The 25102-nt window shown below is 59.7% G+C and carries 15 protein-coding genes; 3 read left to right on the plus strand and 12 right to left on the minus strand.

Annotated elements, in window-relative coordinates; all coding sequences use genetic code 11:
• Positions 1–55: 55 nt before the first annotated feature.
• Both aspA and AAID99_RS12600 read right to left on the minus strand, forming a co-directional pair.
• Positions 56–1465, minus strand: coding sequence for an aspartate ammonia-lyase (gene aspA, locus AAID99_RS12595; RefSeq protein ID WP_188427432.1), 1410 nt, complete (start codon positions 1463–1465; stop codon positions 56–58).
• Between the two features lie 139 nt (positions 1466–1604).
• Entirely contained in the window at positions 1605–2645 is a 1041-nt protein-coding gene (locus AAID99_RS12600; protein ID WP_188427433.1) for a Rieske 2Fe-2S domain-containing protein, read from the minus strand.
• Positions 2646–2753: 108 nt separating this feature from the next.
• Here AAID99_RS12600 and AAID99_RS12605 point away from each other — a divergent pair, with 108 nt between their 5' ends.
• Positions 2754–3674, plus strand: coding sequence for a LysR family transcriptional regulator (locus AAID99_RS12605; RefSeq protein WP_498494046.1), 921 nt, complete (start codon positions 2754–2756; stop codon positions 3672–3674).
• Positions 3675–3684: 10 nt separating this feature from the next.
• Here AAID99_RS12605 and AAID99_RS12610 read toward each other — a convergent pair whose 3' ends face one another.
• The 6 genes from AAID99_RS12610 to AAID99_RS12635 form a co-directional block, all read right to left on the minus strand.
• A complete protein-coding gene (locus tag AAID99_RS12610; RefSeq protein ID WP_229719909.1) occupies positions 3685–4674 on the minus strand; it encodes a L,D-transpeptidase in 990 nt (329 codons plus the stop codon).
• Between the two features lie 42 nt (positions 4675–4716).
• The gene (locus AAID99_RS12615; RefSeq protein ID WP_498494047.1) at positions 4717–6687 is read right to left on the minus strand and encodes a S9 family peptidase; all 1971 of its coding nucleotides are present in this window, start codon (positions 6685–6687) and stop codon (positions 4717–4719) included.
• 9 nt (positions 6688–6696) lie between these two features.
• On the minus strand, positions 6697–9999 hold the full coding sequence (locus AAID99_RS12620) for an efflux RND transporter permease subunit (RefSeq protein ID WP_188427436.1): 3303 nt from the start codon (positions 9997–9999) through the stop codon (positions 6697–6699).
• A gap of 80 nt (positions 10000–10079) precedes the next feature.
• Positions 10080–10946 carry an SDR family NAD(P)-dependent oxidoreductase gene (locus tag AAID99_RS12625; RefSeq protein WP_498494048.1) on the minus strand — a complete coding sequence of 289 codons (867 nt, stop codon included), beginning with the start codon at positions 10944–10946 and terminating at the stop codon, positions 10080–10082.
• Positions 10921–14310 (minus strand): ATP-binding protein, encoded by a 3390-nt coding sequence (locus AAID99_RS12630; RefSeq protein ID WP_188427438.1) that lies wholly within the window; start codon positions 14308–14310, stop codon positions 10921–10923. Before AAID99_RS12630 ends, AAID99_RS12625 begins: the two co-directional genes overlap by 26 nt.
• The gene (locus tag AAID99_RS12635; RefSeq protein WP_498494049.1) at positions 14307–15575 is read right to left on the minus strand and encodes a metallophosphoesterase family protein; all 1269 of its coding nucleotides are present in this window, start codon (positions 15573–15575) and stop codon (positions 14307–14309) included. The genes AAID99_RS12630 and AAID99_RS12635 overlap by 4 nt, the downstream gene beginning before the upstream one ends.
• Before the next feature lie 95 nt (positions 15576–15670).
• Between AAID99_RS12635 and AAID99_RS12640 the strand changes: the two genes are divergently transcribed.
• On the plus strand, positions 15671–17353 hold the full coding sequence (locus AAID99_RS12640) for a Na+/H+ antiporter (RefSeq protein WP_498494050.1): 1683 nt from the start codon (positions 15671–15673) through the stop codon (positions 17351–17353).
• A 22-nt stretch (positions 17354–17375) separates the two neighbouring features.
• Here the strand turns inward: AAID99_RS12640 and AAID99_RS12645 are convergent, their stop codons facing one another.
• Complete coding sequence (locus AAID99_RS12645) at positions 17376–18275, minus strand: sugar phosphate isomerase/epimerase family protein (protein WP_188427441.1); 900 nt, start codon at positions 18273–18275, stop codon at positions 17376–17378.
• 438 nt (positions 18276–18713) lie between these two features.
• Between AAID99_RS12645 and AAID99_RS12650 the strand changes: the two genes are divergently transcribed.
• A complete protein-coding gene (locus AAID99_RS12650; protein ID WP_188427442.1) occupies positions 18714–19268 on the plus strand; it encodes a contact-dependent growth inhibition system immunity protein in 555 nt (184 codons plus the stop codon).
• A gap of 255 nt (positions 19269–19523) precedes the next feature.
• Here AAID99_RS12650 and AAID99_RS12655 read toward each other — a convergent pair whose 3' ends face one another.
• From AAID99_RS12655 to AAID99_RS12665, 3 genes are all read right to left on the minus strand, one after another.
• Positions 19524–20702 (minus strand): mechanosensitive ion channel family protein, encoded by a 1179-nt coding sequence (locus AAID99_RS12655; RefSeq protein ID WP_188427443.1) that lies wholly within the window; start codon positions 20700–20702, stop codon positions 19524–19526.
• Positions 20703–20861: 159 nt separating this feature from the next.
• Positions 20862–21824 carry a bile acid:sodium symporter family protein gene (locus AAID99_RS12660; protein ID WP_188427444.1) on the minus strand — a complete coding sequence of 321 codons (963 nt, stop codon included), beginning with the start codon at positions 21822–21824 and terminating at the stop codon, positions 20862–20864.
• A gap of 245 nt (positions 21825–22069) precedes the next feature.
• The gene (locus tag AAID99_RS12665; protein WP_498494051.1) at positions 22070–24766 is read right to left on the minus strand and encodes a Hint domain-containing protein; all 2697 of its coding nucleotides are present in this window, start codon (positions 24764–24766) and stop codon (positions 22070–22072) included.
• Between the last annotated feature and the right edge of the window lie 336 nt (positions 24767–25102).

The raw sequence follows: 25102 nt of genomic DNA on the forward strand, positions 1-25102 counted from the left end.
ACGCCTGTCGTTAAGGGCGCCGGCCCCTCAGGCAGGCGTCCCGAATTTAAGCGCGTCAGAGCGGCTCAGCCTTGTGCAGATGGCAGAGCCCTTCGGGAGAGAGAATCTTCTCCAGTGTCTCTTCCGGCACAAGCTGGCGTTCACGCACGATTTCGATCACCCCACGTCCGGTACGATGCGCTTCGAGCGCAATAGCCGTGGCAGTTTCATAGCCGATATAGGGGTTCAGAACGGTCACAAGGCCGATGGAGTGCGTTACCATGGCCTCGAGCTGGGCCGTATTGGCGGTGATGCCGCGAATGCACCGCGATTCCAGAGTGAGGCAGGCCGCATGGAGATGGGTCAGACTCTTGAAAAGGCTATGGGCAATGATCGGCTCGAAAGCATTGAGCTGAAGCTGACCGGCCTCGGCGGCCATGGTGACGGTCAGGTCATTGCCGATCACTTCGAAAGCGACCTGATTGACGACCTCGGGAATGACCGGGTTGATCTTGCCCGGCATGATGGAAGAGCCCGACTGCATGGGCGGCAGGTTGATCTCATTCAGCCCGGCGCGAGGGCCTGAGGAAAGCAGACGCAGATCGTTGCAGATTTTCGAGAGCTTGACGGCAAAGCGCTTGAGCACGCCGGAAACCTGAACGAAAGCGCCGCAATCCTGAGTGGCTTCGATCAGGTCGCTCGCCGTCAGAAGATGAAGATTGGTGATCCGGTTGAGATGCGAGCAGACCGTGACGGCAAAATCGGGATGGCTCGCAATACGTGTGCCGATGGCGGTGCCGCCCAGATTGATCTCGCTGATCAGAAGGGTCGCCTCCCTGAGGCGTTTCTGGTCTTCATCCAGCATGACGGCATAGGTCTGGAATTCCTGCCCCAGCGTCATGGGCACGGCATCCTGAAGCTGGGTACGTCCCATCTTGAGAATGTCATGGAATTCCCGTGACTTGGCGATAAAGCCCTTGCGAAGCACGGTCATGGCGTCGGTCAGGTGGTTGACCCCATGAATGGCCGCAATGCGCAGGGCCGTGGGATAAACGTCGTTCGTGCTCTGGCCCATATTGACGTGGTCGATAGGGTGGAGCGCGCTGTAATCGCCCCGCTGGCGCCCGAGATGCTCGAGCGCCCGATTGGCGATCACTTCATTGGCGTTCATGTTGGTCGAGGTGCCAGCGCCCCCCTGAATGACATCGACGACGAACTGGTCGTGCAGCTGCCCACTACGCACATCCTCGCAGGCGGCAATGATGGCGCGTGCTTTCGAGGCGTCGAGAAGCCCCAGATCGCGATTGCTCAGGGCCGCTGCCTGCTTGATGGCAGCCAGTGCGTTGATGAGTTCCGGATAGGCGCTGATCTGGCGGCCGGTAATCGGAAAATTCTCGACGGCACGCAGTGTATGGATGCCGTAATAGGCGTCACGTGGGACTTCGCGTGTGCCGAGAAGATCGTGTTCGGTTCTGGTCGTGACCATGATCCTGAGAAGCTCCCTCTTTTCCTGTGTCAGAGGAAGCCACCCGGCGAGACGAGGCAAGACGCACAGGCCTGACGGGATATGATTTCTCGGCGCAGGAGCCATGCATTTCCCGTCAGAACCACGCGCCGGTCGATTTTCAGGCGATGAAAAAGCGGCTCAGCCCCAGATCACGCAGGCCCTTGCGATAGGCGATGGAACTGCGATCGGCCATGATATGGGCCTCAAGTGTTGGGTCGAGAGGGAGGCATTCGGGCTTTTGTGCCTCGACGAGCAACCGGTCCTCCTCAAAGACACGGCGGTTGAACTCATAGACGGCCTCCACCGGAATATCCTGATCGAAATTGCGGCAAATCGGCGCAAACATGCGTGTCTTGCGGGCTGAAACGGGAGAGGCGGCATTCATGATCACCAGCCGACCCTCATCAGGAAAATGGATCTCGAGCGTCGCCGTAAACGGCAGCGAGGTGCGGAAATGGCGAAGCCATTCGAAGCCCTCGGGCGCCCGACCTTCCACACCGATAGGATAATTGCCAACGGAGCTGCGATATTCGACCTCGAAGCCCGCTTCGGTTCTTCTGGGCATATAGGGCGGGACGACCGGGTTTTCGGGGTCGGCAAAGGTGTCGGTATGTACGAATGCGAAATGCGCGACGTCGAGAAACCCCTCTACCTGTCTTCCCGCAAATCCGGCAATGTCGATCGAGGGGCAGGTGATCTGCTGATAGCCGGGTTCATACCAGTGCGGCATTTCCGGCACGTCATGAGCTGTCTCACCTGCGAGGCAGGTCCAGACCAGACCGTAGCGCTCACGCACCGGGAAGGTCTTCAGATGCAGCTTGCCGGGGATGGCCGAACTAGGATGCGCAGGCACCTTGACGCATCGCCCCGCCTGACCAAAACGAAAGCCGTGATAGGCACAGGCAATGCTCTCGCCATTGCCCGAACCAAGGCTGAGAGGCACGCCGCGATGCGGGCAGAGATCCTGTGCGACCACAATCTCGTCGCCCGCGCGATAGATCACCAGCGTTTCATCGAGCAGTACTGCCGCCGTGGGGGCTGTACCGATATCGCGGCACAGGGCGACCGGATACCAGAAGCGCGAGAGGATCGCCCAATCTGCGGCATCGAAGCTGCATTGACGCGGCAATTGGACCGGACGCTCGAGAGTTTCTGACATGGGGCCTCGCCGGGTGATGCTGGAACATCAGGAACAATCCCATTATCAACGTGTTCGACGATATATCGAAATATCTCATTGACCGTTCTAAAAATGAGAGCGCCTGCCATGCCTGTCTTTTCCCGCTTCACGCGTTATTTCATGACCGTCGCCCAGCATGGTTCCATCAGGCGCGCCTCGGAGGCTCTGGGCATTTCAGCGTCGTCGATCGATCGTCAGATCCTGCTCGGTGAAGAATCCCTCGGCTCGCCGCTATTCGAGCGGCTGCCCTCAGGGCTCAGGCTGACCGCGGCGGGGGCGCTTCTTCTGGTACAGACCAGACGCTGGCAGCGCGAACTGGAGGCGTGCCGAACGGAAATCGACGATCTCAAGGGGCTGAGGCGGGGTCATGTGACGCTGCTCATACCCGAAGCCATGGCGCGCGGAATGGTGCCGGGTGTGGTCGCGACCCTGCGCGCCGAGCATCCGGGCATCACGCTGAGTGTGCTGGTAAGGGCCAATCATGAGATCGGGCCAGCCCTCATTGAGGGGCAGGGTGATTTGGCGCTGGTATTTGATCCGGTGATGTCCTCGCGGCTTTCTGTCAGAGCCAGCATTGCCTGCCCTCTGGGGTTTGTTACCCTGCCCGGCCATCCTCTGGCGGAACAGGATGAGGCACGGTTCAGGCAGGGAGTTGCCTACCCGCTGATTGCTCCTTCTGCACCGCTGGCATTGGCGCAGAAGATTGCCTGGCTGAGCGCCGAGACGGGTCAGGAGGGACTTCCGGTTTGTGAATCCGACGACATCGAAACCATCAAATCGCTGGTCAGAAACGGGGTTGGGATCAGTATCCTGAGCTCTGTTGATGTCATGCAGGAGGTAGGCGACGGGTCTCTGGCCTTCGTACCGCTTGCCAACCGCAAGATCAGACCGTTCGAATTATGCTTCTGCGTCGATCAGGCCCGGTCCCTTCCCGCTGCCACGCGCCTCGTTGCGCAGTCGCTTGAGGCGGCCTTTCCCGGTCTTGCCTTGCCGGAACGGCGGGCGTGAGCGTGGGGGATCAGCCCTCGTGATGGCTGGGCAGGGTCTGATGCCCGAGCGTGGCGGAAGAAATGGCCTGAACGGCTTCGGTTGAGTCCACGACAACGAGCGCATCGCCTGCAATAGGGCTCGGTGTACGGTCCTTGGGCAGGAGCGCACGGAAACGTTCGTCATAGCTGGCCGCCTGTTCGTATTGCACATCGAGCAGACCATTCTTGTCCATAAAGACGTTCATGGTCGCGGGGATGCGAATGCAGCCTTCCGACGCCGTCTGGCCTAGGCGCTGCTCAAGGAAGTCGGGGTCGGTCGCGTGAATTTCGAGCCGGATATCGCCCGTTTCGTGATCGGGGCGCCAGCCCTTGACGGCATTGTGCCAGCCCATGTCCCAGACCCGCATGCCCTTGGCGCCGATGCCGCGGATGCCGTTCTCGTTCTTGGTGCCGAGTGCGCGATAGCCGAGACGATCAGGCGTGTTGATGAACACGCCTGTCGGGGTGATGTAATAGAATTTGCGTCCGGCCCGACCCGTCGAGACAGGCGTGCCGCCCAGCGTCTCCCAATCTGCGTTGCCCGGCATGGCCAGCACGAAGCAGAGGCGCTGCACCTTGGGATTGCGATCGACGACCATCAGAAGCTGGGGGCGGTCGATAGGCGTGTTGGTGCTGGCAATGGCGGCACGTGCGAGGCGGATGAAGCGCTGACGGATCTCGGGAGTATAGGTGGTGAAACGCTTGACCGATTTCTTCATCTGTACGGTCAGGCGGCTTGCCTCAAGACGCGCCTGCGCTTCCGGGACCACGGGCAGGGGCGGAATGATGATGGGGGCTGATGCCGGGTGATCGGAAGGCGCCGCCGGTTTTGCCGTGGTGATTGCACTGGGCAGGGGCGGGGCCTCGACCGTCTGGGCTTTGGCACAGGCCGAGAGCGCGCAGCCGAGAACGAAAGCCGGGACAACCAGCCTGACTGGGGCCAGCAGATTGGCGAACGGTGCCTGGTTTTTATTACGCATCTCGACTCCAAAGCTTCTCGGGCCAAACGTTACTGAACGCCCTCAGTTCGCCGTGGCACGCTTTGTATCCCGGGCGTTCAGATAGCGATCGAACCAGGCCAGCATACGCTTCTGGGCATCGATCGCATGGTCACGCCCGCGCATGCCGTGCCCTTCACCGGGGTAGATCACAAGGCTGGTCGGAATCCCGAGCGCGCGCAAGGCATGATAGAATTCAAGACTTTGTGCAGGCGGGCATTCGACATCATTGGCGCCGACATAAATGAAGGTCGGGGTCCTGACCTGCTTGATGAAGGTGATCGGGGAAGAATGGGCGTAGATGGCCGGATCGTCATAGACCGTGGCGCCAAAGAAAGGAGGCATCCAGGCATCAATGCCGTTCTGTCCGTAATAGGACTGCCAGTTCGCAATGCCGCCACCGGCTGCCGCTGCCTTGAAGCGGTTCGTCTGTGTCACGATCCACATGGTCATGTAACCGCCATAGGAATAGCCGGTAATGCCAAGACGGGTCTCGTCGATCGGGGCCGTTTTTTCGAGCGCGTCGATGCCGCGATGGATGTCACGCAGGTCGCCATATCCAAAATCGCGTCGGTTCGCCATGGTAAAGGCCTCGCCCTGGCCATAGCTGCCGCGCGGGTTGGGCATGAACAGGTCATAGCCTGCCTTCAGCAGCACGGCGGCATCGCCATTGGCGCGCAGAAAGCGCGGTGTGACGGCTGAAGACGGGCCGCCATGGATGACGGTGATCATTGGCACCTTGCCGTCATGGGTCATGGGCGTGGGGCGCGAGACGGGGGCCAGATGCCAGCCCTGAACGGCAAACCCGTCGCTCGTCCAGCTGACGCTTGCGGCTTTGACCGGTACGGAGAGGCCCTCATTGAGATGGGTGACCTGCTGCCAGTCACCAATCCTGCCTGCCCAGATTTCAGGGGCTTTTGTGAAGTTCTGGCGGATGACGACGCTCTGGTCGCCTGCACAGATCAGGCGCGGTTCGCCGCCGCCATCGGAAAGCAGATCATCGGAACTCACCATGAGGGGCGCCTTGTCGTCGAGGGCCTGAAGCATCGTCTTGGGGCTGGCGATGGCTGAGGCGATCAATCGTCCCTGACACCAGCTCAGCCCTGTCACGGTGCTCTTGCTGTTCCGTGTCAGTGTGACAGGCGCCGCGCCCGGCGTGGTCAGATCGATCTGCAGGGCATCGCCACCGAAAAAGCCGAAATCGCTCATCAGACCGGCCACGAAACTCACGCTCTTGCCATCGGGCGCCACCAGAGGCAGGCCAATCTGTTGAGACAGGGCATGGGTGTAGAGAATTTTCTCCTGCCCGTCTGAAAAGCGCGACAGATGGGCCTGCCACCAATGGGCGTCGCCATTGCCTTTGGCCGCCGTGCCGATAAAGGCGGGTTGGGTGCCTTTCTGCCAGCTATACTCATAGACATAGAGCCCATCGGGCGACTGCCAGTGCAGGGCGTTCTTCTCGATCGTGGCGATGCGCTGCTCGTCTTCCTTTGCGTCGATCTCGCCTGTTTCCGGTGCACCGGCCTGCAAGGCGCCGGGGTCGCGTCGTGCATCGGCAATGGCGAGCACGGCCAGCCCCCCGTCGGGGCCGTAGCGCAGATCCTGCAGCGAACCCGTGAATTTCAGCAGGGTTTCCAGGTCTTTGCCCGTGCTGGTCAAACGCATGATCTGGCGGTTCTGCGTGTTTTTCTGCCTGACGATAAAGGCCAGATGCGTGCCGTCGGGGCTCCAGCTCGGGCTGGAGGGGATGCAGTCCTTGCAGGGCAGAAGAATCGTCATCGTCTTGCCGTCCGGCAGGCTGCGAAGAACGAGAAACGGCACAGGTGTCGTATCGGAATCGGGCTGTTCGGTGGTGTCCAGTGTCGCCAGAAGCTTGCCATCAGGCGAGAGGGCAGGCGCATTGAACAGATGCAGCGGGGCGGCAGACGCTGCGAAAGCGGGTGTCAGCAGGCTGGCGCAAAGCAGAAAGGCCGGGCTGAGGGTTTTGAGAGACATGACGGGCTTTCAGCTTTCAGAAGGGAGCGGGGCTGTGAGCGGAGCAGAGCGCCTGGGCACAAAACGGTGCCACAACCGTGTGCCGAAACGACCGATCGCGTCCATGTAAAGATAGACGACAGGGGTGGTGTAGAGTGTCAGCAACTGGCTGATGAGCATGCCGCCAACAATGGCGATGCCGAGCGGTCGGCGCATTTCCGACCCGTATCCATGCCCGACCATCAGAGGCACAGCGCCGAGCGCAGCGGCGAGGGTTGTCATGAGGATGGGGCGAAACCGCGTCAGGCAGGCCTCGTAGATGGCTTCACGCGGCGTGTGGCCCAGCTCCTTTTCGGCATAAAGCGCGAAGTCGATCATCAGGATCGCATTCTTCTTCACGATGCCGGTAAGCAGGATCATGCCGATCATGGCAATGAGACTGAACGACTCGCCTCCAATCCAGAGCCCGAGAATGGCGCCGATACCGGCTGAGGGCAGGGTGGAGAGAATGGTAAAGGGGTGGATCAGGCTCTCATAGAGCACGCCCAGAACGATATACATGGCAAAAAGCGCGGCCACGAAAGCCAGAAGCTCGTTGACGAGCATGTCCTTCGTTTCACCTGCAAGGCCCGAAAACTCGCCGGTCAGACCGGGCGGCGCGCCCATGTCCTTCATCGTGCTTTCAATCAGCTTGCGGGCGTCTTCATAGGTCTTGCCATCGGTCAGATCGAAGCTGATCGCGGTCGAGGTCATGCCCTGCTGATGGTCGATCTCCATCGGGGTGGGCTCCATCACCAGATCGGCCACGTTGATGAGCGGGATCATGGTCTCGACGGAAGAGGCAACTGCCGAACCATTGGAGTTGTTGCCCGTGATCTGGTTGGCGATGGCGTTGCGCAGAGAGGCCTCGCTGAGCTGTGTCGCGGTCGAGGCCGAGCTGCTGCCGGTGGTTTTTACCCGGATCTGGTTCGAGCGCACGGCGCCCGAGGGGGTGCCTGAAGCGGTCGAGATCCAGGCGCTGCGAAGCTGCTCAGGCGATTCCCGATAGGCGCGGGCGACTTCCATCACCACGGAATGGGTGGTGATGTCTGTATGGATGCGTGACGCCACGGTCTGGCCATAGGCATCATAGAGCACATTGCCGACGAGTTGTGGCGTGACCAGATAGCGGGCCTCGGTGTCGCGGCGCAGCTTGACGTGTACCGAGGCGCCATGGCCTTCGACATTAGTCGTGACCGTGGTCATCATCGGGTTCTTGCGCAGCTTTGCGGCAAGACGCTGCACCCAGAGCTTGAGCTCGACCGGATCCTGGTCGCGCAGCACGTAACGATAGGCGCCGCTACGATGCTGACCGCCGCCACCATTGGGATCACCCGCCGAGAAGAACGAGGTACGCAGGCCGGGCATATCGCCCAGCTTCTTACGTATGCTGTCGACGATCTGCACATCGGTGCGTGTGCGGGTACGCTTGTCAGACAGCCGGGCAAAAAGCTGACCATCGCTGCTGCTGTTGTTCCAGCTGGTGACAGACAGAACATCCGGGTCAGCTTTCATGACCTCACCGACATAATGGATACGCCGGGTGATCTGGGAGAACGACATGGTGTCGTCGCCGCTGATCGAGCCACCCACCAGAGAGATATCCTGCGCCGGGACGCCCGTCTTGGGCATCAGCACAATCGAGGTGACGAGCACGATGAAGCTCAGAGGCAGGGTAAGCGCCGTCAGGATGTGATGGCGCAGCGCCACGCGCAGCGTGCGGGCGTAAAGGGCAATGATGCCATCGAGCACGAAATCGATCAGACGCAAGGTGCGGTCACGCAGCCCCGGCCCGGTTGGCTCTTCATGTTCGACATCCAGCCAGTAGGCGCACATCATGGGGGTGAGGGTCAGTGACAGGGCCAGCGAGATGAGCAGCGCCGAGACGATGGTCATCGAGAATTCGTAGAAGATCGCGCCGACCTGACCGGGTATGAACAGCAGCGGAATGAAGACGGCCACGAGAGAGGCCGTGATCGAGAGCACGGTGAAGCCGATCTCCGACGAGCCTTTCAGGCTCGCACTCATGCGGTCCATGCCGGCTTCCATATGGCGCGCAATGTTTTCCAGAACCACGATGGCGTCATCCACCACGAAGCCCACCGAGATGGTGAGCGCCATGAGCGACATGATATCGAGGGTGAAATGCTGCCATTTCATCACGGCCAACGTGCCGATCAGCGCGATGGGCACGGTGACGGCAGGAATGATGGTCGAGCGCAGGCGGCGCAGAAACACCAGAATGACGCCGATCACGAGAATGATCGAGATGCCGAGCGTCAGCTGCGTATCATCGAGTGAGGCACGGATGCTCGATGAGAGGTCGATGGCCGTATCCATCTCGACGCCGGGTGGCAGAACCGCACGCAGTGTGGCCATGCGGGCTTTGACGGCATCGACGATCTTGACCGTATTGGCTTTGGGCTGGCCGCGAACGATCAGGGTAATGGCAGGTTTGTTGTTGAAATACCCCGCCTGATACAGATCCTGAACGCTGTCACTGACCTCGGCGACAGAAGAAAGCCGTATCGGGTTGATGTTGTTGCGATAGCCGATGATCAGATCGCGATATTGCGCTGCATCCTCGGCCTGGTCGTTTGTCTCCAGCATGAGGCGCTGGCCGCCGGAATCGAGAAAGCCCTTGGGTGTGTTGGCATTGGCCGAGGCAAGGGCCTGTCGAACGTCTTCAAAGCCTACGCCCCATTTGTACAACGCATAGGGGTTCACATCCACGCGCACGGCGGGGGCGGCAGAGCCGACGGCCTGCACATGGCCCACGCCCTTGATCTGCGCCAGAAGCGGCTTGACCCTGATCTGGGCAAGGTCGAACAGCTTCGGCAGCGTCATGACGTCTGAGGTCAGAGAGAGCAGATAGACCGGCTGGGAAGTCGGGTCGTCCTTGTAGGCGTAGGGGTCACGGTCGAGCGTCCCTTGCGGCAGGTCGGCGCGTGCGGCTCTCAGCGCTGCCTGAACATCGCGCAGGGCACCATCGATATTGCGGGATTCCACAAAATCGATGCGGATATAGGCGAAGCTGTTTTCACTGTCTGATTCGATCAGCTTCACCCCGGCAATCTGTCCGAGATAGCGTTCTAGCGGCGTGGTGACCGAGCTGACCATCTGCTCGGGGCTGGCGCCAGGCTGTTCGATCTCGACATTGATTGTCGATGAACCGATATCGGGCAGGCTCGCGACGGGCATCAGCGGATAGCAGATGGCCCCTGCCGCCAGGAGCGAAAGGGCGAGCAGAATCGTCGCCACGGGACGCATGATGAAGAGACGACAGAAATTCATTTCGTCTTCATAGCAAAGTTTTTGCGGGAATACGTAGCCCGGGACGCTCTTGTCTTGATCTTTTCGTATTTTGACCCTGGCTACTGGTCGAGCGGTGGCATCGAGCCGGGGCAGCCAGTGGGCTGATGCGTGTAATAGGCCTCGGCCAGACGCACGGGCAGCACATCCATGAAACGCGAGCCCAGAACCAGCCAGGCGGGGAAAATGATTCGTCTCTTGCGACGCGCCAGACCGCGCAGGATCTGCGCGACCGCACGTTCCACGCTCGAAAGCCCCGGCATGGGGAACCGGTTCTGCGCCACCATGGGGGTATCGACGAAGCTGCAGCAGACGCTGGAGAGGTGAATGCCTGCCCGGCGGCTATAGGCGCCGCTGGCCACCATAAAGCGGTCGAGCGCCGCTTTAGAGGCGGAATAGGAAGGTGTGCCGGGATAGGAAACGAGCCCTGCAACCGAGGCGATGGCACAGATCTGCCCCCGCTGGCGGGCAAGCCGACCGGTCTTGCGCAGAGGCTGGGCGCGCATGCGCGCCATCATGGGAAGGATGGCATTGAGGGCCCCATCGAGATTGACGGCCATCATGCGCCGAACCTGCTCGATGCTTTCAAAGGCGGCGCCGTCGCCTTCCAAGGCGGCCACACCGCCGGTCACACCGGCGCAGACCAGCAACAGATCGACCGGTCGGTCGGCGGCCTGGGTGCACCACTGGGTCATGGCGTCCTGATCTGTCACATCAAGGCAGGTCAGGCAGGTTTCGGCACCCTTTGCCCGACAGGCTGCGCCTGTCTCTTCCAGGCCGTTCTGCTGGCAATCGGCCAGATGAAGCGCGCGACCGGGCGCAGAGAGGGCGACGGCTAGGGCACGCCCGATACCGGAAGCCGCCCCGGTGATGAAGATCGTCCCGTAATTCATGCCTTCGGGCTTACACGCTGTGACGCGTGGCGCCAAATGGCGTCGCCATTTCGGCCAGATGCGCGTGATGGGTCAGGAAAAGAATCTGCTGATGCTGCGCGATTCTGGCCAATGTCGCGAAACCGGCTTCGGCACGGTTTTCATCAAAGGTGATGAACAGGTCATCGGCAATGAAGGGCAGGGTGACGCCGCGTGCCCGTGCCTGTTCGAGCGCGGCAAGGCGCAGGCTCAGATAGAGTTGATCACGCGTGCCTTCGCTCATGGCCGAGGGGCGTACCATTTTCTCGTCTTGCAGCATGCCTGCAAGCTCTGGTGTCCGGCCATCCTCTGAAATGACGAGCTTCTGATAGCGCCCGCATGTCAGTGAACCGAAGATCGTCTCTGCTGCTTTCAGAAGAGGGTTGGTGTTCTCGAGCCTCTGACGTCTCGCCACATGGGTGAGAACCAGCGACTGGATGCGGGAGGTTGCCCATTCCTCGGCAGCGCGTGCCATTTTGGCGCGGCAGGACTCGATGTCAAAAGCGGCACTCAGCGCTGCCTCGTCCTTCTCGATGTCACGCAGCAACGCCCTGATCTCGCCTCCTCGCGAGAAGGCCGCATCGCGCTGGCGCTCAAGCTCTGCCTGTTCGCTCTCAACGGCACCGAGACGGGTTTCTGTCAGAGCGGGGTCGGTGTCTTTGGCCTGCTCTTGCAATTGGGCCAGATCGAGCCCGTCTGAATGGTCGATGATCTGTCGTTCGAGCTGTGTCCTCTCTTCCTGATCACGATAGTGACGCATTTCCGCATCGAGAACCGGGCGTATGGTCTCGATTTCAGTGGCGCCAAGCTTCTGCATGAAGGGCGTGAATGTGGCGCGCAGTGCGTCGAGCCTGGTGTCGGCAAGAGCACAGGCATCGGCGTGCTCCCTGATCCGGGTGTCCTGAAGATCGGCCTGCGCCTTGTCGAGCTGTGCTTTCAGCAGGGCCTCATGCAGTGAGGCCATGGCTGCGCCAGCTGTCGCCAGAGCGAGGGCCTCCCCCCGACCGAGACCCACCATGAAATGGCGGAAAGCCTCTTCGAGGGCGGCGCTATCGGCTTTGCGTGCTGTCAGGGCTGCACGCCGCACCAGCAGGGTGCTGACTTTTCTGCGCGCGTCTTCAAGAGTTTCGACTTTTTCCGATGGCCATGGCTCTGTGCCGGGAAGTGTCTCGGCCCAGCGCGCAAGCAGCGCCTGTCGCTCGGCGACAAGCGCCTCACCCTTGCGCTGCTCTGACAGAGCTTCGCGCCGGGCCAGATCGCATTCTGTTTCGCGCTCGGCGAGGCGCTGGGCCTCTTTCTCGCGGTCACGCAAGTGCATTCTGACTTCGATCAGACTGTCGGCGAGCGTATCACGCGTTTTGAGATCGGGCAGAAGTCCATGCAGGGTTGTGAGCATGGCGGCCCGGCGGGTACAGGCGGCATCGTGATCGGCCTGTGCGGCCTGATGGCGCGCCTGCGCCTCAAGCGCCTTGTGCCTGAGCTCCAGCCAGCCTGTCAGACGATCGGGCGGCAAGATCGGCAGGCCCCGTTTTTCCACTTCGTCCTGCCATGAGCGCGAGGCTTCCTGCTCTGTCTGCAGCAGGGTATCGCGTCGTGAGTCGGCTTGGGCCAGTTCCAGAATACAACGTTCGAGTGCCTGCTCGATCTGGGTCAGCTTTGCCGATTCCTCGGCATCGTCGAAGCGGCGATCGGCGAGCTGATCGGCCGTGAGGCGTGATGCGAGATAGTCTGCCCGTTTGTCGACATCGTGGGGGGCGGTCATCAACGCGTCAAACAGGGTGTCACGCCGGACGCGTTCCTGGCTCAGCGCGGCGTGCGAGATGATGTCGCGTTGTTCAAGCTGGGCCTTGTCGAGCAGGAGGCGGTCTCTGGTGTCGCCCAAAGCCTGAGCTGCTTCTGTGGCAGAAACAACGGCTTTCTGCCTCTCACGCCAGATCTCCTTCTGTCGTTCCAGAAATCCGGGTTCGGGAAGCGCCATCATGCCGAGCGCTTCCGGGGTGCCTTTCCAGGGCAGCAGATCGCGCAGGGACTGGGTCATCCTTGCTTCTGCCTCATGGCAGGCACGGCCGAGGGCAGTCACGGTGCTGTCGATATCTCCTAGAGCCTCGGCCTGTTGTACAGCGATCTGCAGGGGGCGCAGATCGCTTGCCCTGGCCGTGCCGCGCGTTGCCTCGGCGCGGGCCAGTCTTTCCTGCGCGGCTTCATGATTGCGGTGCCATTCAGTCTCACGCAGGGTGAGCGCATCACGGGCTTTTGCCAGAGGGCGTAGCCTCTCAAGAAGGCTCTCCTGCGGCAGACGCGACAGGATCTCTTCTGCTGTCCCGGTGTGGCCCTGTGCCTGCAACGCGGCTTCGAACTGTGACAGGCTGGTTTCCTCTTCACGATCGAGACGCTCAGGGCCGAGCGCTTCGAACCGGCTTTTGAAGTCGCGAACTTTTTCTGCCTGCGCCAGCAGAACGAGATCAGGCTGGCAGCCCGCACGGGTTTCGACCAGCCCGTCATGGGCGTGTTGCAGGTCAGCCCGTTTCTGCAGTGCTTCGGTCCAGTTCCTGAGCAGGCGCTCGAAACTCTCATGCTCCTGCAGGGTGAGGAGCGGGGCGGGGGTGGCGTTCAGTGCATCGTTGAGCGCATCGAGACGGGTCAGTGCCGATCTGAGCCGTTTGAGTCTTTCCAGCCGGCTGCGCTCCTGACGCAGGGCGGTGATACGCTGCTCAAGGCTCAGGCGGTCGTTTTCGAGTGCGCTGGCCTCGTTGGTGAGGGAGGTCCAGGTTGAGCGGGCGCTTTCGGCGGTGCTCAACTGGCTGCGCGCCGCATCGAATTCCTTTTTCAGCTCATTGAGCTGTGTGCCGCGACCGCCTTTTTTCCAGATGGCGCTGGCCTGAGCGTCGAGAGATTCAAGCACGTTCTGCACGTTTTCGAGTCCGAATCCTGCAGCCAGAAGCTGCTGGCCGAGATCGCCCTCAAAACGTGCCATGGCGTCGCCACCGGCGCGCAGACGCTGATGGTCGAGGCTCCACATGCGCTCGAAAGCCGTACGATCGACACCGCCCAGCCAGCGAAGCAGGGCGTTTTCATCGAGTGGCGTGGTATCGTCAGGGGCGAGCAGCGTCTGCGCGCGCCCGCGTTTGCGGACGACATCGAGCCGGGTATCGCCCTGTTCGAGACTGGCACCGACGCGCAGCAGGGGAGCGTCGAAAAGCCAGTCCTGCGATTTGAGATTGGGAAAGCCGAAAAGCAGATCGCCAATCGCGGCGAGCATGGTCGATTTGCCCGCCTCATTGGCACCATGCAGCACGTGCAGGTCAGCGGGGCTGTGCGCGAAATTGTAATGTCGGTCAGAAAAACTGCCGTAACGGATGAGGTCGAGCGAGCCAAATCTCATGAGGCGTCTCCCTTGCCCGACAGCCTGTCGCAAAGAGCCTCGTTCAGCTCGGGCAGGATAGAGGCCCAGTCGCGACGGTTGATGCGGTCGAGGAGGGAATCAGGGGCGATGTCACCGAGATTGAGCGTCTTGAGGCAGGAATCGAGCTCCTCACCAATCGCTTTCAGCAGGGCCTCATCGCTGGCAGCCTCATGCACGAGGCCGGATAATGCGAAACCATCGCCCTCATCTGGCGCCAATCGGGTCTGTGTCGCGACAGGGGTGGTGTCGAGCAGAAGTTTTTCGAGCTCGATCTCACCACCGCTCATGGCGGCCAGATGCTGCACGACTTCGCGCAGAGTCTGGCCCTGACGCTTGAGCGTGTCATGCAGCGCAGTTGTCCCTGCTATTGTCAGGCGCATCACGCAGAGATGCCCTTCATGCGTGTGGGCGATGTCACGCAGAAAAGCGCCGATCCGGTCTTCGAAGGCCGAAAAATTCTCGATTCCGGTGCAGTCGAAACGCGCAGCGTGCCAGCGCACCACATCGCAGGCGATGGGGGTGATCGAGTCGATGCGATGGTCGGTTACGGAAACCAGCACGACGCCTTTTTCGCCCGTTTCGCGGATATGGCGGCCCTGAAGCACGCCGGGAAAGACGATGGGGGTGCCATCGGTCAGGATCATGCGCTCATGCACATGGCCCAGCGCCCAGTAATCATAATTCTTGGCACGCAGTGTCTCGGGCGCGCAGGGGGCATAGGTTTCATGCTGCCCATGGCCCGAAAGCGAGGTGTGCAGGACGCCGATATTGAAATAGCCGGGTACGGGCGCCGGATAGGCGGGGGTCATGTCATGGGGCATATGCCGGTTGGCAAAGCTCTGCCCATGCAGGGCCACGCCGAGGTCTTCAATCAGAAAGCTGCCCGGGCGGGGGGAAGGAAAACGGTCTATGCCGGCCTGTAGCGGCAGGTCGCGAGTGAGCACTGAGGCCGCGTCGTGATTGCCCTGCAGCAGGAAAACCCTGATGCCATGCGCAATCAGGCGCCCAAGAGTGGTCGCCATGTAGCGCCCGGTGCTGATTGTTTTCCAGTCGCCGTCATAGAGGTCGCCTGCAATCACGACAAAAGCGACATCATGCTCGATGGCGGCATCAACCATATTGTCGAGTGCGCGGCGTGATGCCGAGCGGATACGGTCGATGGACAAATCGTCATGCCGCTCCAGCCCCTTGAGTGGGCTATCAAGATGGAGATCGGCCGCGTGCAGAAAGCGAAAGGAGCTCATCCCGCTATTCTAGCGCATTTTGCAAAGGCGTGCGCCGGACGAATAACGAAGGCTGTTCCTATCCTCATGTCGTGCCACACGCGGGCCCCGAAGCCATGATACCCGCAGATCATATTCTCTTTCTTCTCGTGCTGGCCGCCGCAAGCAGTCTGCTGATCCGCCTGGTCAAAAATGCGATTCCGCTGCCGCTGATCCAGATCGTGCTGGGGATCGGCGCTGCCCTGCTGGGAGTAAAGATCGGGCTGCGCCCTGATCTGTTCATGCTGGTCTTTCTGCCTCCGCTGCTTTTTGCGGATGCCTTTCGCATGCCATTGCGTGAGTTTCACGAATTGCGCGGCACAATCTTCTTTCTGGCTTTCGGTCTAGTGGTGTTCAGCACGGTTTGCTGCGGCTACGCCATTCACTGGCTGATACCGACACTCGATCTGCCCTGCTGCTTCGCCCTCGCCGCCGCGCTTTCCCCCACCGACACGGTGGCAGTCTCGAGTCTCATGGCCGGGCGCCATGTGCCCGAACGGATGATTCATGTTCTTTCAGGCGAGGCGCTTTTCAACGATGCGTCGGGTCTGGTGTGCTTTCGCTTTGCGACGGCAGCGGCGCTGACGGGCGAGTTCTCCTACCGTCAGGCTTTTGACGCGTTTCTGCTGGTTGCCTTTGGTGGCATGGCCAGCGGGGCGCTCATTGCCTATGTCTCGGCGCGGCTCAACCGTGTGTTGCTGCGTCGCGGATTTGACGATCCGCCCTTGCAGATCACCCTGATGATCCTGCTGCCTTTTGTGACCTATATCGTGGCCGAGGCGGTGCATTGCTCAGGCATTCTGGCCTCTGTCGCTGCGTGCATGGTCATCAAGATGATGGGCATGATCGAGGAGACGAATACCGCCACCCGCCTTCAGGCCACGACGGTCTGGGGCATGGTCAACTACATCTTCAACGCCCTGATCTTTCTTCTGCTTGGCCTGCAACTGCCTGCTCTGGTGCAGGGCGGCATGGCGATGGCGCATGAGCGCCAGGTGTCGCTGCTACAGCTCGTCGCCCTTGTCGGCGCGGTTTATCTCATCATGACGACGCTGCGCTTCATCGGGATATGGCTGTCCATCCTGCGGCGCTGGTGCGTGGCGCGCTGGACGCAAAAGCCCTTTGCCTGGCCAGGTTTCCTGAGTTCGCTGCTGCTGACCTTTGCAGGCGTGCGCGGTGCGGTCACGCTTGCGGCTGTTCTGTCCCTGCCTGCGGTGGGGAGTGAACTGGGGGCGTTTCCATCACGCGATCTGCTGATTACGGTTGCGGCGGGTGTGATTGTTATTTCTCTTGTTGGTGCCGGGCTGCTGATGCCGCTCTGCATCCGCTTTTTGCCTGACCCCGGCATGGATCGTTACGCCTCGGAAGAAATCATGGCGCGTCAGAGGTTGTTGCGCACGGCAATCTCCCTCCTGCACGACGAACGTTTCCAGACACCCGACACGGCCGATAGCAGCGTGCAGGACAGGGAACTCAAGCATGATGTGATCGATCGTCTGTCACAGAGCTATGAAAACCGTCTGAGCCAGATTGATGAATCGCATCACTCCACATTGATGAACCGCCAGCTTGCCCTGCGTCGCGAGCGGCTCGAACTGGCAACACGCCTGCTTGTTCTGCGCGCGCAGCGACAGACGCTGCATGATTTGTTCGTCGAGCGTGGGATCAACGACCAGACGGAATGGGAATTGCAGCAGGAGCTGGATTTCGAGGAGCAGTTATTGCGCTCGCGCGTCCAGCGCCTGCCGAAGGATATCTGAGCCCAGCCTGGGCGGGGGCGGGTCAGATCAGGCGCCGCTTGTTCAGTTCGCGCCGCATCGTCTCGAGCATGAAGCGTGAAGAGTCTTCCGCACGCTCTTCCCAGGCGAAGACACAGGAGGACAGAACACCGTCAAAGCGTATCTCTGCCAGCGTGTCGAAAAAGGCCGTCCAGTCGATTTCGCCCTGACCGATATCGAGATGCTGATGCACTCGCACGCGCGCGCCCGGCGGGTTGACGATGTAGCGTAGTTCCGAGGATTTTCGGTGGTCGAATGTATCGGCCACGCGGATATGAACAAGAATATCCGCCGCCTCGCGCAGCATGGCAGCCATGTCTTCGCCGTAGAAGAAGGTATGCGGCACGATATAGGACATTCTGACCGCATCCGAGCCGATATTGCGGATGATATCGATGGCAGGATGGAAGGTTTCGACCCAGTCTTCCGGATGCGGTTCCAGAGACAGGGTGATGCCTGCACGCTCGAGAACGGGCACGAGATCATCCATGGAGCGCCAGAAGGCTGCCTCGCAGGTTTCCGGTGTCGCAACGCCGGGTGGCAGTCCCGCAGACCGTTCGGGCGAGGTGCCGCGCCCGAATTCGGAGACCATGAGCGGGCACTCCATTTCGGAGGCAATCTCGATGGCGCGCTTCCAGTAGCGCATGGCGATCTGTCGTTCTTCCTCGATCGGGCTCGACCAGCGATACATGGGCTGCAATGTGGAAAGCTCGGTGCCGTGGTCGCGCAAGGCAGCCTTGAAATCGCGGATACGCTGCGACGTGGCGCGTGGCATCACCCACCAATCCAGAAAATCGGCGCGCGGCGAGAGTTCGATACCGTCGAACCCATAGCCGGAAACCGTTCTGGCAATTTCCGGCAGGGTGAGATGGCGTTGCATATAGGGGTCGAGAACCAGTTTCACCGGGCAATTCCCTTCGACAAAGGTGAGGCCGACCTGACAGGTGTTTCGTCCGGCCTGGTCACCTTTTCGTCTAGAGCGTCAGCCACACGCTGTTATGCGTGAAATTGATTGAAAACCATCAGAGGCAGGTGTGTCTCATTTTTCCGTGTGGTAAATACGAAACTATTTTTGATGAGATTCTGGAAGTTACTAGAACTTTTTACGCTGTCGCTTTGTGTGTAGCGTTGATGTTGGAGCCTTTATTTATGGAATCCGGCCCGGCGGGGAAATGCTCGACGTTCAGCAAGCCTTTATCCAAACCTTTTTCAAGGGCCTCGGGGGCTTGGCCGATCACTACCCCGTAGGGGCGATCTGTTCAGCCCCGAAGCGTGCCGGAAACTGCGTTTTTGCCCACTCCGTGGCTATGAGAATCATCGATTTCAGGATTGCAGATAGCGCATGAGCACCGTCATTCCCTCCTGGCAGATCCCCACTCGTCGCGCCCGGCTCATCCGCACCAGAAAATATGTGGCCGTGATCTGCACGGAGCGTTGGGGAGGGAGTTACTTCTCCCGATCCGGCTGGTCGACCTTCACCCCTCGAAAAGAGGCCACGACAGAGTGGATCGGGGCTAATCTCAAGAAGGCGCTGTATAGCAGTGAGGATTTCGGTGCGCACTTGCCTACGCCAATTCCAAGTGAAGTCTCTCGCCCGGCAAAGGACGAGTCAAACCAGAAGTCTCGTGAGTTCTGGCTGCGTATCCAGCAGGAATTCGGCTTCAAGGATTTCCTGACGACCATGTCAAAATCAGCGATGGTTTTCGTAAGGTGGCCGAAGGACAGGGAAGATCAGGTCGAAATGGTCGCTTCCCGCGGTCGTGGCGCGGGCCATTCCGCCTGGGGCACCAATGAGAATTTCGGCAAGGTCTTTCATGCCTCGATCAAGCTGAGCGATCTCGAATTCGGCGAGGTGGCCGTGCAGGCGCTGGATCGTTGCCAACCGAATTACGCCTAAAGTGCAGGCGGAGGCGAGCCCATTCTAGGCCGGGTCATAGCTCGACCGTATTTTCAGAAAATCGGATCGCCTTTTATCAGCGCGTTCTTCACTTAGCAGAGGCTGCACACCCTCAGCCACGTCGATGAACAGGAAATAACCCTCTCCCTGATTAGGGAAGCCGGGCACTTACTGCCATGACAGGGCGTAACACGACCCCTCAAGTCATGTCGCGCCTGTCAGACACAGGATTTTATGGTGAGGTAAATCCCGGGCCTACCTGCTGGTGGGGCGTATGTCCGGACCATTATACTGGCTGCCACTCATTGGACGGTTGACGGGGGGCGAGACCAGTGAGTCTGGCCAGGCAGGTTCGTCTGCGGCGCCGGGTACGATGGCGGTGCGGCCACGCGGCAGGGATTGCGGCAGATCTTCGCGCAGGCGTTTGAGCATGCGTTCACGCAGATCGCAGCAGAGATTCCACATGCCATTGGCATCGCTGGCGCCCGCAATCAGGCGGATCGAGATTACCTGGGCATTGCTGTCGGCAACCTGACAGCCGACCGAATTCATGTCGTGATCCCAGTTTTCGCAGGCCTTGAGTTCCTCATGGAACAGGCGCCGTACCTCATCCATGGGCGTCTGGTAATCCAGCCAGAGAAACACCGAACCGATGAGAGAGGGCGAACTGTGCGTCCAGTTCTGGAAGGGGTTTTCGAGAAAATAGGCGATCGGCACGATATAGCGTCTGCGGTCCCAGGTGCGCAGCACGACATAGGTGGCGTTGATCTCTTCCACATAGGCCCAGTCGCCATTGAGAATAAGCATGTCTTCCATGCGTATGGGCTGGGTGATGGCAATCTGGATGCCAGCAATCAGGTTGGACAGGGCCGGGCGGGCCGAAAGACCTACAACGAGAGAGGCCGCACCGGCAGAGGCGAAAAGCGAGACGCCATATTGTCTGACAGATTCGAACACCATCAGCGCCGCACCCACAGTAATGACACCGCAGGTGATTTCGATCAGGCGTCGCAGGATGCGAATCTGGGTCTGGTGCGAGCGCACGGTGATATCGTCAACCTGCGCGCGGTTGGCGATGCGGTCGAGATATTTATCCGTGCCGAAACGAAAGGCCTTTATCAGCCCGAACCCGATGGTGATGATCGAGGCAAAGACGAAGAAATGGGCCAGAAACTGGATGGTCTTTGGCGTAAAGCCCGTTGTGGCAGGCAGGGCAGCACTGGCCGCCACAATCATCAGCAGCAGGCGGACATGGTTCTGCAGCCGGGCGATCGTCTCGTGAATGAAGGCGATACGCCGCAGGCCGGGCAGGCGGGGAAGTGCTTCCGTGATCAGGCGGCTGAAAAGCAGCGCGAACAGGGCGGCGGCACAGAGAAGCAGGGTGGAGGCGAGTGAGGGCGGCAGCCAGTCGAACCATGCGAGGAGCCTCGACATGGAGTGTACATAGTCTTGCTTGATCACAGTCTCTCCTGACGCTTTGCGGGAGGGGCGTCAGAATGTCACCTGTGCATGATCTCTCCTGGCGCCCCAGTCAGGGGTTTAACCGCTGACTCCTCAGGCGTTTCCCATGAAAGAGCCGTAAGAAAAGGTTTTTCAACCTTCTTCGCCGGAGGTATGGCGCGCGGCAAAGCGTCTTGCGAGCAGCGTGCAGATGAAAAGCTGGATCTGGTGATACATCATGAGCGGAAGCACGACCGTGCCGACTGCGGCTGCGGGGAACAGGATATTGGCCATGGGCACGCCGGTTGCGAGGGATTTTTTCGACCCGCAGAACATGAGCGAAATGCTGCTGGCTTCACTGAATCCGGCAAAACGGCCGATCCCGCGAGAAAGGAACAGAACCAGTGCCAGAAGCACCGTATCGAACACTGCCGTAATGAGCAGATCAGGCACCGAGACGCGATGCCAGATGCCTTCCACCACGGCATGGCTGAAGGCCGTATAGACCACGAGAATGATCGATCCGCGATCGCTGAGTGAAAGTAGTTTCTTGTTGCGTCGTGCCCAGTCGCCCAGACGTGTGTGCAGAAGCTGGCCCAGCCCGAAAGGCAGAAGCAGCTGGGTGGCGATGTCGATGATGGCGTGGCCGGACCATACATTGCCGCGCTGAACGATCAGCGCGACCAGAATGGGCGTTGCGACGATACCCGCCAGATTGGAGAGTGTTGCCGCACAGATAGAGGCGGGCACATTGCCGCGTGCGATCGAGGTAAGGGCGATGGAGCTTTGCACCGTCGAGGGCAGGCAGCACAGAAACAGCACGCCATGCCACATGTCGGGTTTGAGCAGGCCAGGCATGAGCGCGTGCAGAACGATACCGAGCACGGGAAACATCAGAAACGTGCAGCCGAGCACGCTGCCTTGCAGACGCCAGTCGCGCACACTTTCCAGCACGGCTCCGGGTTCAAGCCGTGCGCCTTGCAGAAAGAACATGATGGCGATGCAAAGCGTCGTCAGATGGGTCAGCAGCGTTGCGCCCAGCCCGTGACAGGGTAGGAACGTCGCGAGCACGATGGCGGCAATCAGGCTGAGCAGGAAAGGGTCGAGTTTGCGCATGGGGAGCGATTTCCACCGCAAAGCCATGGTTTGGCAAGAGGCCATGACGGGTTATTGCGCGGAGTGAGCGCGATCGGGAGACGCAACTCCGTGATCAGCGCGGAAGAACGGCGCGCAGGCTGTGGCTGGCAGCAGCAACGCGCCGTTTGTCTGGAGTCTGCTGGGAGCAGTCGTGTCTTCGTGGCAGCGTGGTCAGGCAGGATGACCGGACCGGGCGGAGGAAGCCGCCCGGTCTGGAAGACGTGTCAGGCCGTGATGCGATAGCAGGCCACTTCATCCTTGTCGGCAAGATAGGGGCCAGCAGCCAGAACCTGCACCGAGAGAATGCTGCCGCCGACCGGAAGGTCGATGTCCAGCGTGATCTCGGCGTTGCCTGTCGTCCATCTGGATTGATCGTTTTCCAGAGCAGTCCAGCCCTTGAGCGCTGCGATTTCGTGATGATCGGTCAGGCGCAGGGTACCCTGTGCAGTGAACACGCTTATCTCACCAACCAGAACACCGAGTTCGCGTCGATCATCGATAAAAGCGCCGATTGTATCGACAGGGCGACTTGTGCGGGAAACAAGGCTGAACTTTCTCTGGTTAGACGGCACCATGAAGATGGTGTGGCCGTTACTATGCCGCACCGGTCGAACGATCTTGCCCCCTTCCGTAACAAGATGAAGGTTGGCATCAGCGGTCAGGGCTGGCTGATTGATTTTCGTTGCCACACCCATCTGGGCTGCTCGCGCTTCGATCTTGCGATAGAGGGGCTCAATGACAGAGCGCTCGACTGTGAGCGGCGCTGCTGCGTGAGTCTCCCAGGTGATTCCTTTTTTCGGAAGGCGCACCACCGTATCGTTTCGGTCCATACGCAGGCTGTTGCCTGTGTCGAGATAACTTTCTGTCAGCACGCCATCTGCCCAGATGACCGAATGTGAAGCGGTTTCGACGTGATAGTAGCGAAACTGGGCCTCGCTCATATCGTAAAAAATACTGCTGCCATTGACGAGCATGCGCACCGGAACGAAAGCGCCATCGAGATAGAGACAGTGCTCAGCCGTAACGAGCATATCCTTGTGCGGGACGTTATCACCCAGAGCATCCTTGAGCACGCGCACCGGGAAGCCGGAGAGATCAGCAGGCAGAACGGTGCTGGCGTGAATTTCGCCACTGCCAATCCAGGTAACGGGGCGAGCAATTGTCGCGCCGGTCTTGGGATCGAAGGTGAGGATTTCGTCGCCAATCGACAGATCTTCTACAGCGGTCTCGCCGGACGGCGTGCGGATCATGGCCCCTGCGAGGAAGCAGGCCTGCGACCCGCCATAGATATTAGCGACGCCACCAGAGCCGACATTGAGTGGCTGAACCAATGTACCGCCGCTCGAAACTGTGAGAGTCGTATTCGAGATGGACGGGCCGGTAATGGATCCGCCCGACATCACCGTGACGGTGTCGTTGCCGCCATAGGTCGTATAGAAGGTATCATTGACCGAGCTGCCGCCGGCAGAGATGATGACGTCGGCAGAGTTGCCGTAATTTCCTGACATGTAGCCACCAGACTGAACGATGACGTAGCCATTATTGAGGGTCGAGTTGAGCAGTTTACCGCCATTCTGGACCGTGATGGTCGGGCTGCTCAACTGTGCCTGCAGCATACCGTCGACTGTTGCGCCAGATGTGATGACAAGGTTGGCACCGGTCAGGAAGACGGGGCCGGTGATGCTAACGGAGCCACTCTGATAATAGGTGGTGCCATTGACATTGACGGCGGACCAGGTGCCTCCGCTGAGATTGCCGTTTGTATAGGCATTATTGCTTGTGACCAGGCTGGGGTTCTGCGTCACATTGCTGGTATTGGAAGAGATGATAACGCCAGCCGATGTGACTCGCCCACCCGATCCGACGACGATGCCATCCAGAGTCGCGCCATTTACGGCGGAAAGTCTGATATTTGTGTTGACGACGGCACTTGTAACTGTCGCGCCGCTTTGAACCGTGACAGTGCTGGTACCTGTTCCCGCTACGTAGAAATCATCATTCTGCGATTTCGCACCCGTCGCATAGGTGATGGTGTTGCTATTGAATTCGTTGTTTGCAGTCGAACCGCCAGCACTGACCGTGATGACACCATTATTGACAGTCGAATGAATGAGTGAGCCACCGCTCATGACGGTGATGCGCGGTGTGCCGGTAGCGGCGGCGCCCAGGACACCGGAAGCAACGGCGCCGGATGTCACGATAAGCGTGGTATTGGCATTGAGAACGACAGGCCCCGAAACGGTCACTCCTCCGCTCTGATAAACCGTGGTGCCGTTAACATTGACGGCGGACCAAGTCGAGCCATTGAGCAGAGCCTGCTTATAGCGTTGAGCATCCGTCGCAAGGTTTTGGGTAACTGTTGAGCCGGTACCCACCGAGGCGCCATTTGCAATGCTGACGGTGCCGCCGTCGTGGCTGGTGAACGTGCCAACGCTTGCGCCACTTGCGGCGGACATGGTGGTGTTGGCCAGATCCGTGCCAGTAATATAGCCGCCATTCATGACCGTGACCGTATCGGCCGTTCCGGCAACAGCCTTGAACTGATCATTGACTGAGCTGCCACCGGCACTGACAGTTGTTTTTTGCGAGTCACCAATATTGCCTGAGGTCAGTCCGCCACTCAGGATATTGGTCGTGCCGTCAGTCAGCGTCGAATTACGCAGAACGCCACCGTTCTGCACATTGATGATGCCGCCCTTGGTCTGGACCAGACCATCCACAACGGCACCGGAGGTGACGTTAAGCGTTGCGGCGCCGAGGGTGACCGGGGCCGAAACGGTGACAGTACCACTCACGAATACCGTTTCGGTTCCCACTTTGACAGCCGACCATGTGCCAGCAGAAAGAGTTGTACCGACCGCGCGTGGCGTCACCGTAGCGTTGGCAGCGTTAGTTGTAACGCTCGAGGTAACGTCGGCCATCTCTTAGTTCTCGGTCATCAGACCGCAATACTGCGTTCCGGTAGAGTTGTTGCTCTCTACGCGCTTATTATTGTTTTGATACTTGCGACGACGTAAAAATGTCGGACAAGTCAGGTTCCCCCTAGTGAGGTTGCGATTATATAAACAATCAGCACCGGCGATTCCAATGACAAAACCTTTTTTTAATGTGTCGTAGTGAGATTGCGATTTCAGCATTCTCATTTTTATGTAAATTATGCAAAAAAAAGTGATAATTATAGAAAGATATACTTGAGATAATATGAAAAAAACTAAGTAAAGAAAATAAAGTTCACCAGCTGTGGGTTAATTTTTTGT

Source organism: Asaia sp. Ae19-3 (assembly GCF_059801175.1).

Coding starts and splice junctions, on each gene's coding strand:
- AAID99_RS12665 (WP_498494051.1), bottom strand. CDS start 24,766: ATGGCCGACGTTACCTCGAGCGTTACAACTAACGCTGCCAACGCTACG.
- AAID99_RS12650 (WP_188427442.1), top strand. CDS start 18,714: ATGAGCACCGTCATTCCCTCCTGGCAGATCCCCACTCGTCGCGCCCGG.
- AAID99_RS12655 (WP_188427443.1), bottom strand. CDS start 20,702: ATGTCGAGGCTCCTCGCATGGTTCGACTGGCTGCCGCCCTCACTCGCC.
- aspA (WP_188427432.1), bottom strand. CDS start 1,465: ATGGTCACGACCAGAACCGAACACGATCTTCTCGGCACACGCGAAGTC.
- AAID99_RS12660 (WP_188427444.1), bottom strand. CDS start 21,824: ATGCGCAAACTCGACCCTTTCCTGCTCAGCCTGATTGCCGCCATCGTG.
- AAID99_RS12615 (WP_498494047.1), bottom strand. CDS start 6,687: ATGTCTCTCAAAACCCTCAGCCCGGCCTTTCTGCTTTGCGCCAGCCTG.
- AAID99_RS12600 (WP_188427433.1), bottom strand. CDS start 2,645: ATGTCAGAAACTCTCGAGCGTCCGGTCCAATTGCCGCGTCAATGCAGC.
- AAID99_RS12635 (WP_498494049.1), bottom strand. CDS start 15,575: ATGAGCTCCTTTCGCTTTCTGCACGCGGCCGATCTCCATCTTGATAGC.
- AAID99_RS12610 (WP_229719909.1), bottom strand. CDS start 4,674: ATGCGTAATAAAAACCAGGCACCGTTCGCCAATCTGCTGGCCCCAGTC.
- AAID99_RS12620 (WP_188427436.1), bottom strand. CDS start 9,999: ATGAATTTCTGTCGTCTCTTCATCATGCGTCCCGTGGCGACGATTCTG.
- AAID99_RS12605 (WP_498494046.1), top strand. CDS start 2,754: ATGCCTGTCTTTTCCCGCTTCACGCGTTATTTCATGACCGTCGCCCAG.
- AAID99_RS12640 (WP_498494050.1), top strand. CDS start 15,671: ATGATACCCGCAGATCATATTCTCTTTCTTCTCGTGCTGGCCGCCGCA.
- AAID99_RS12630 (WP_188427438.1), bottom strand. CDS start 14,310: ATGAGATTTGGCTCGCTCGACCTCATCCGTTACGGCAGTTTTTCTGAC.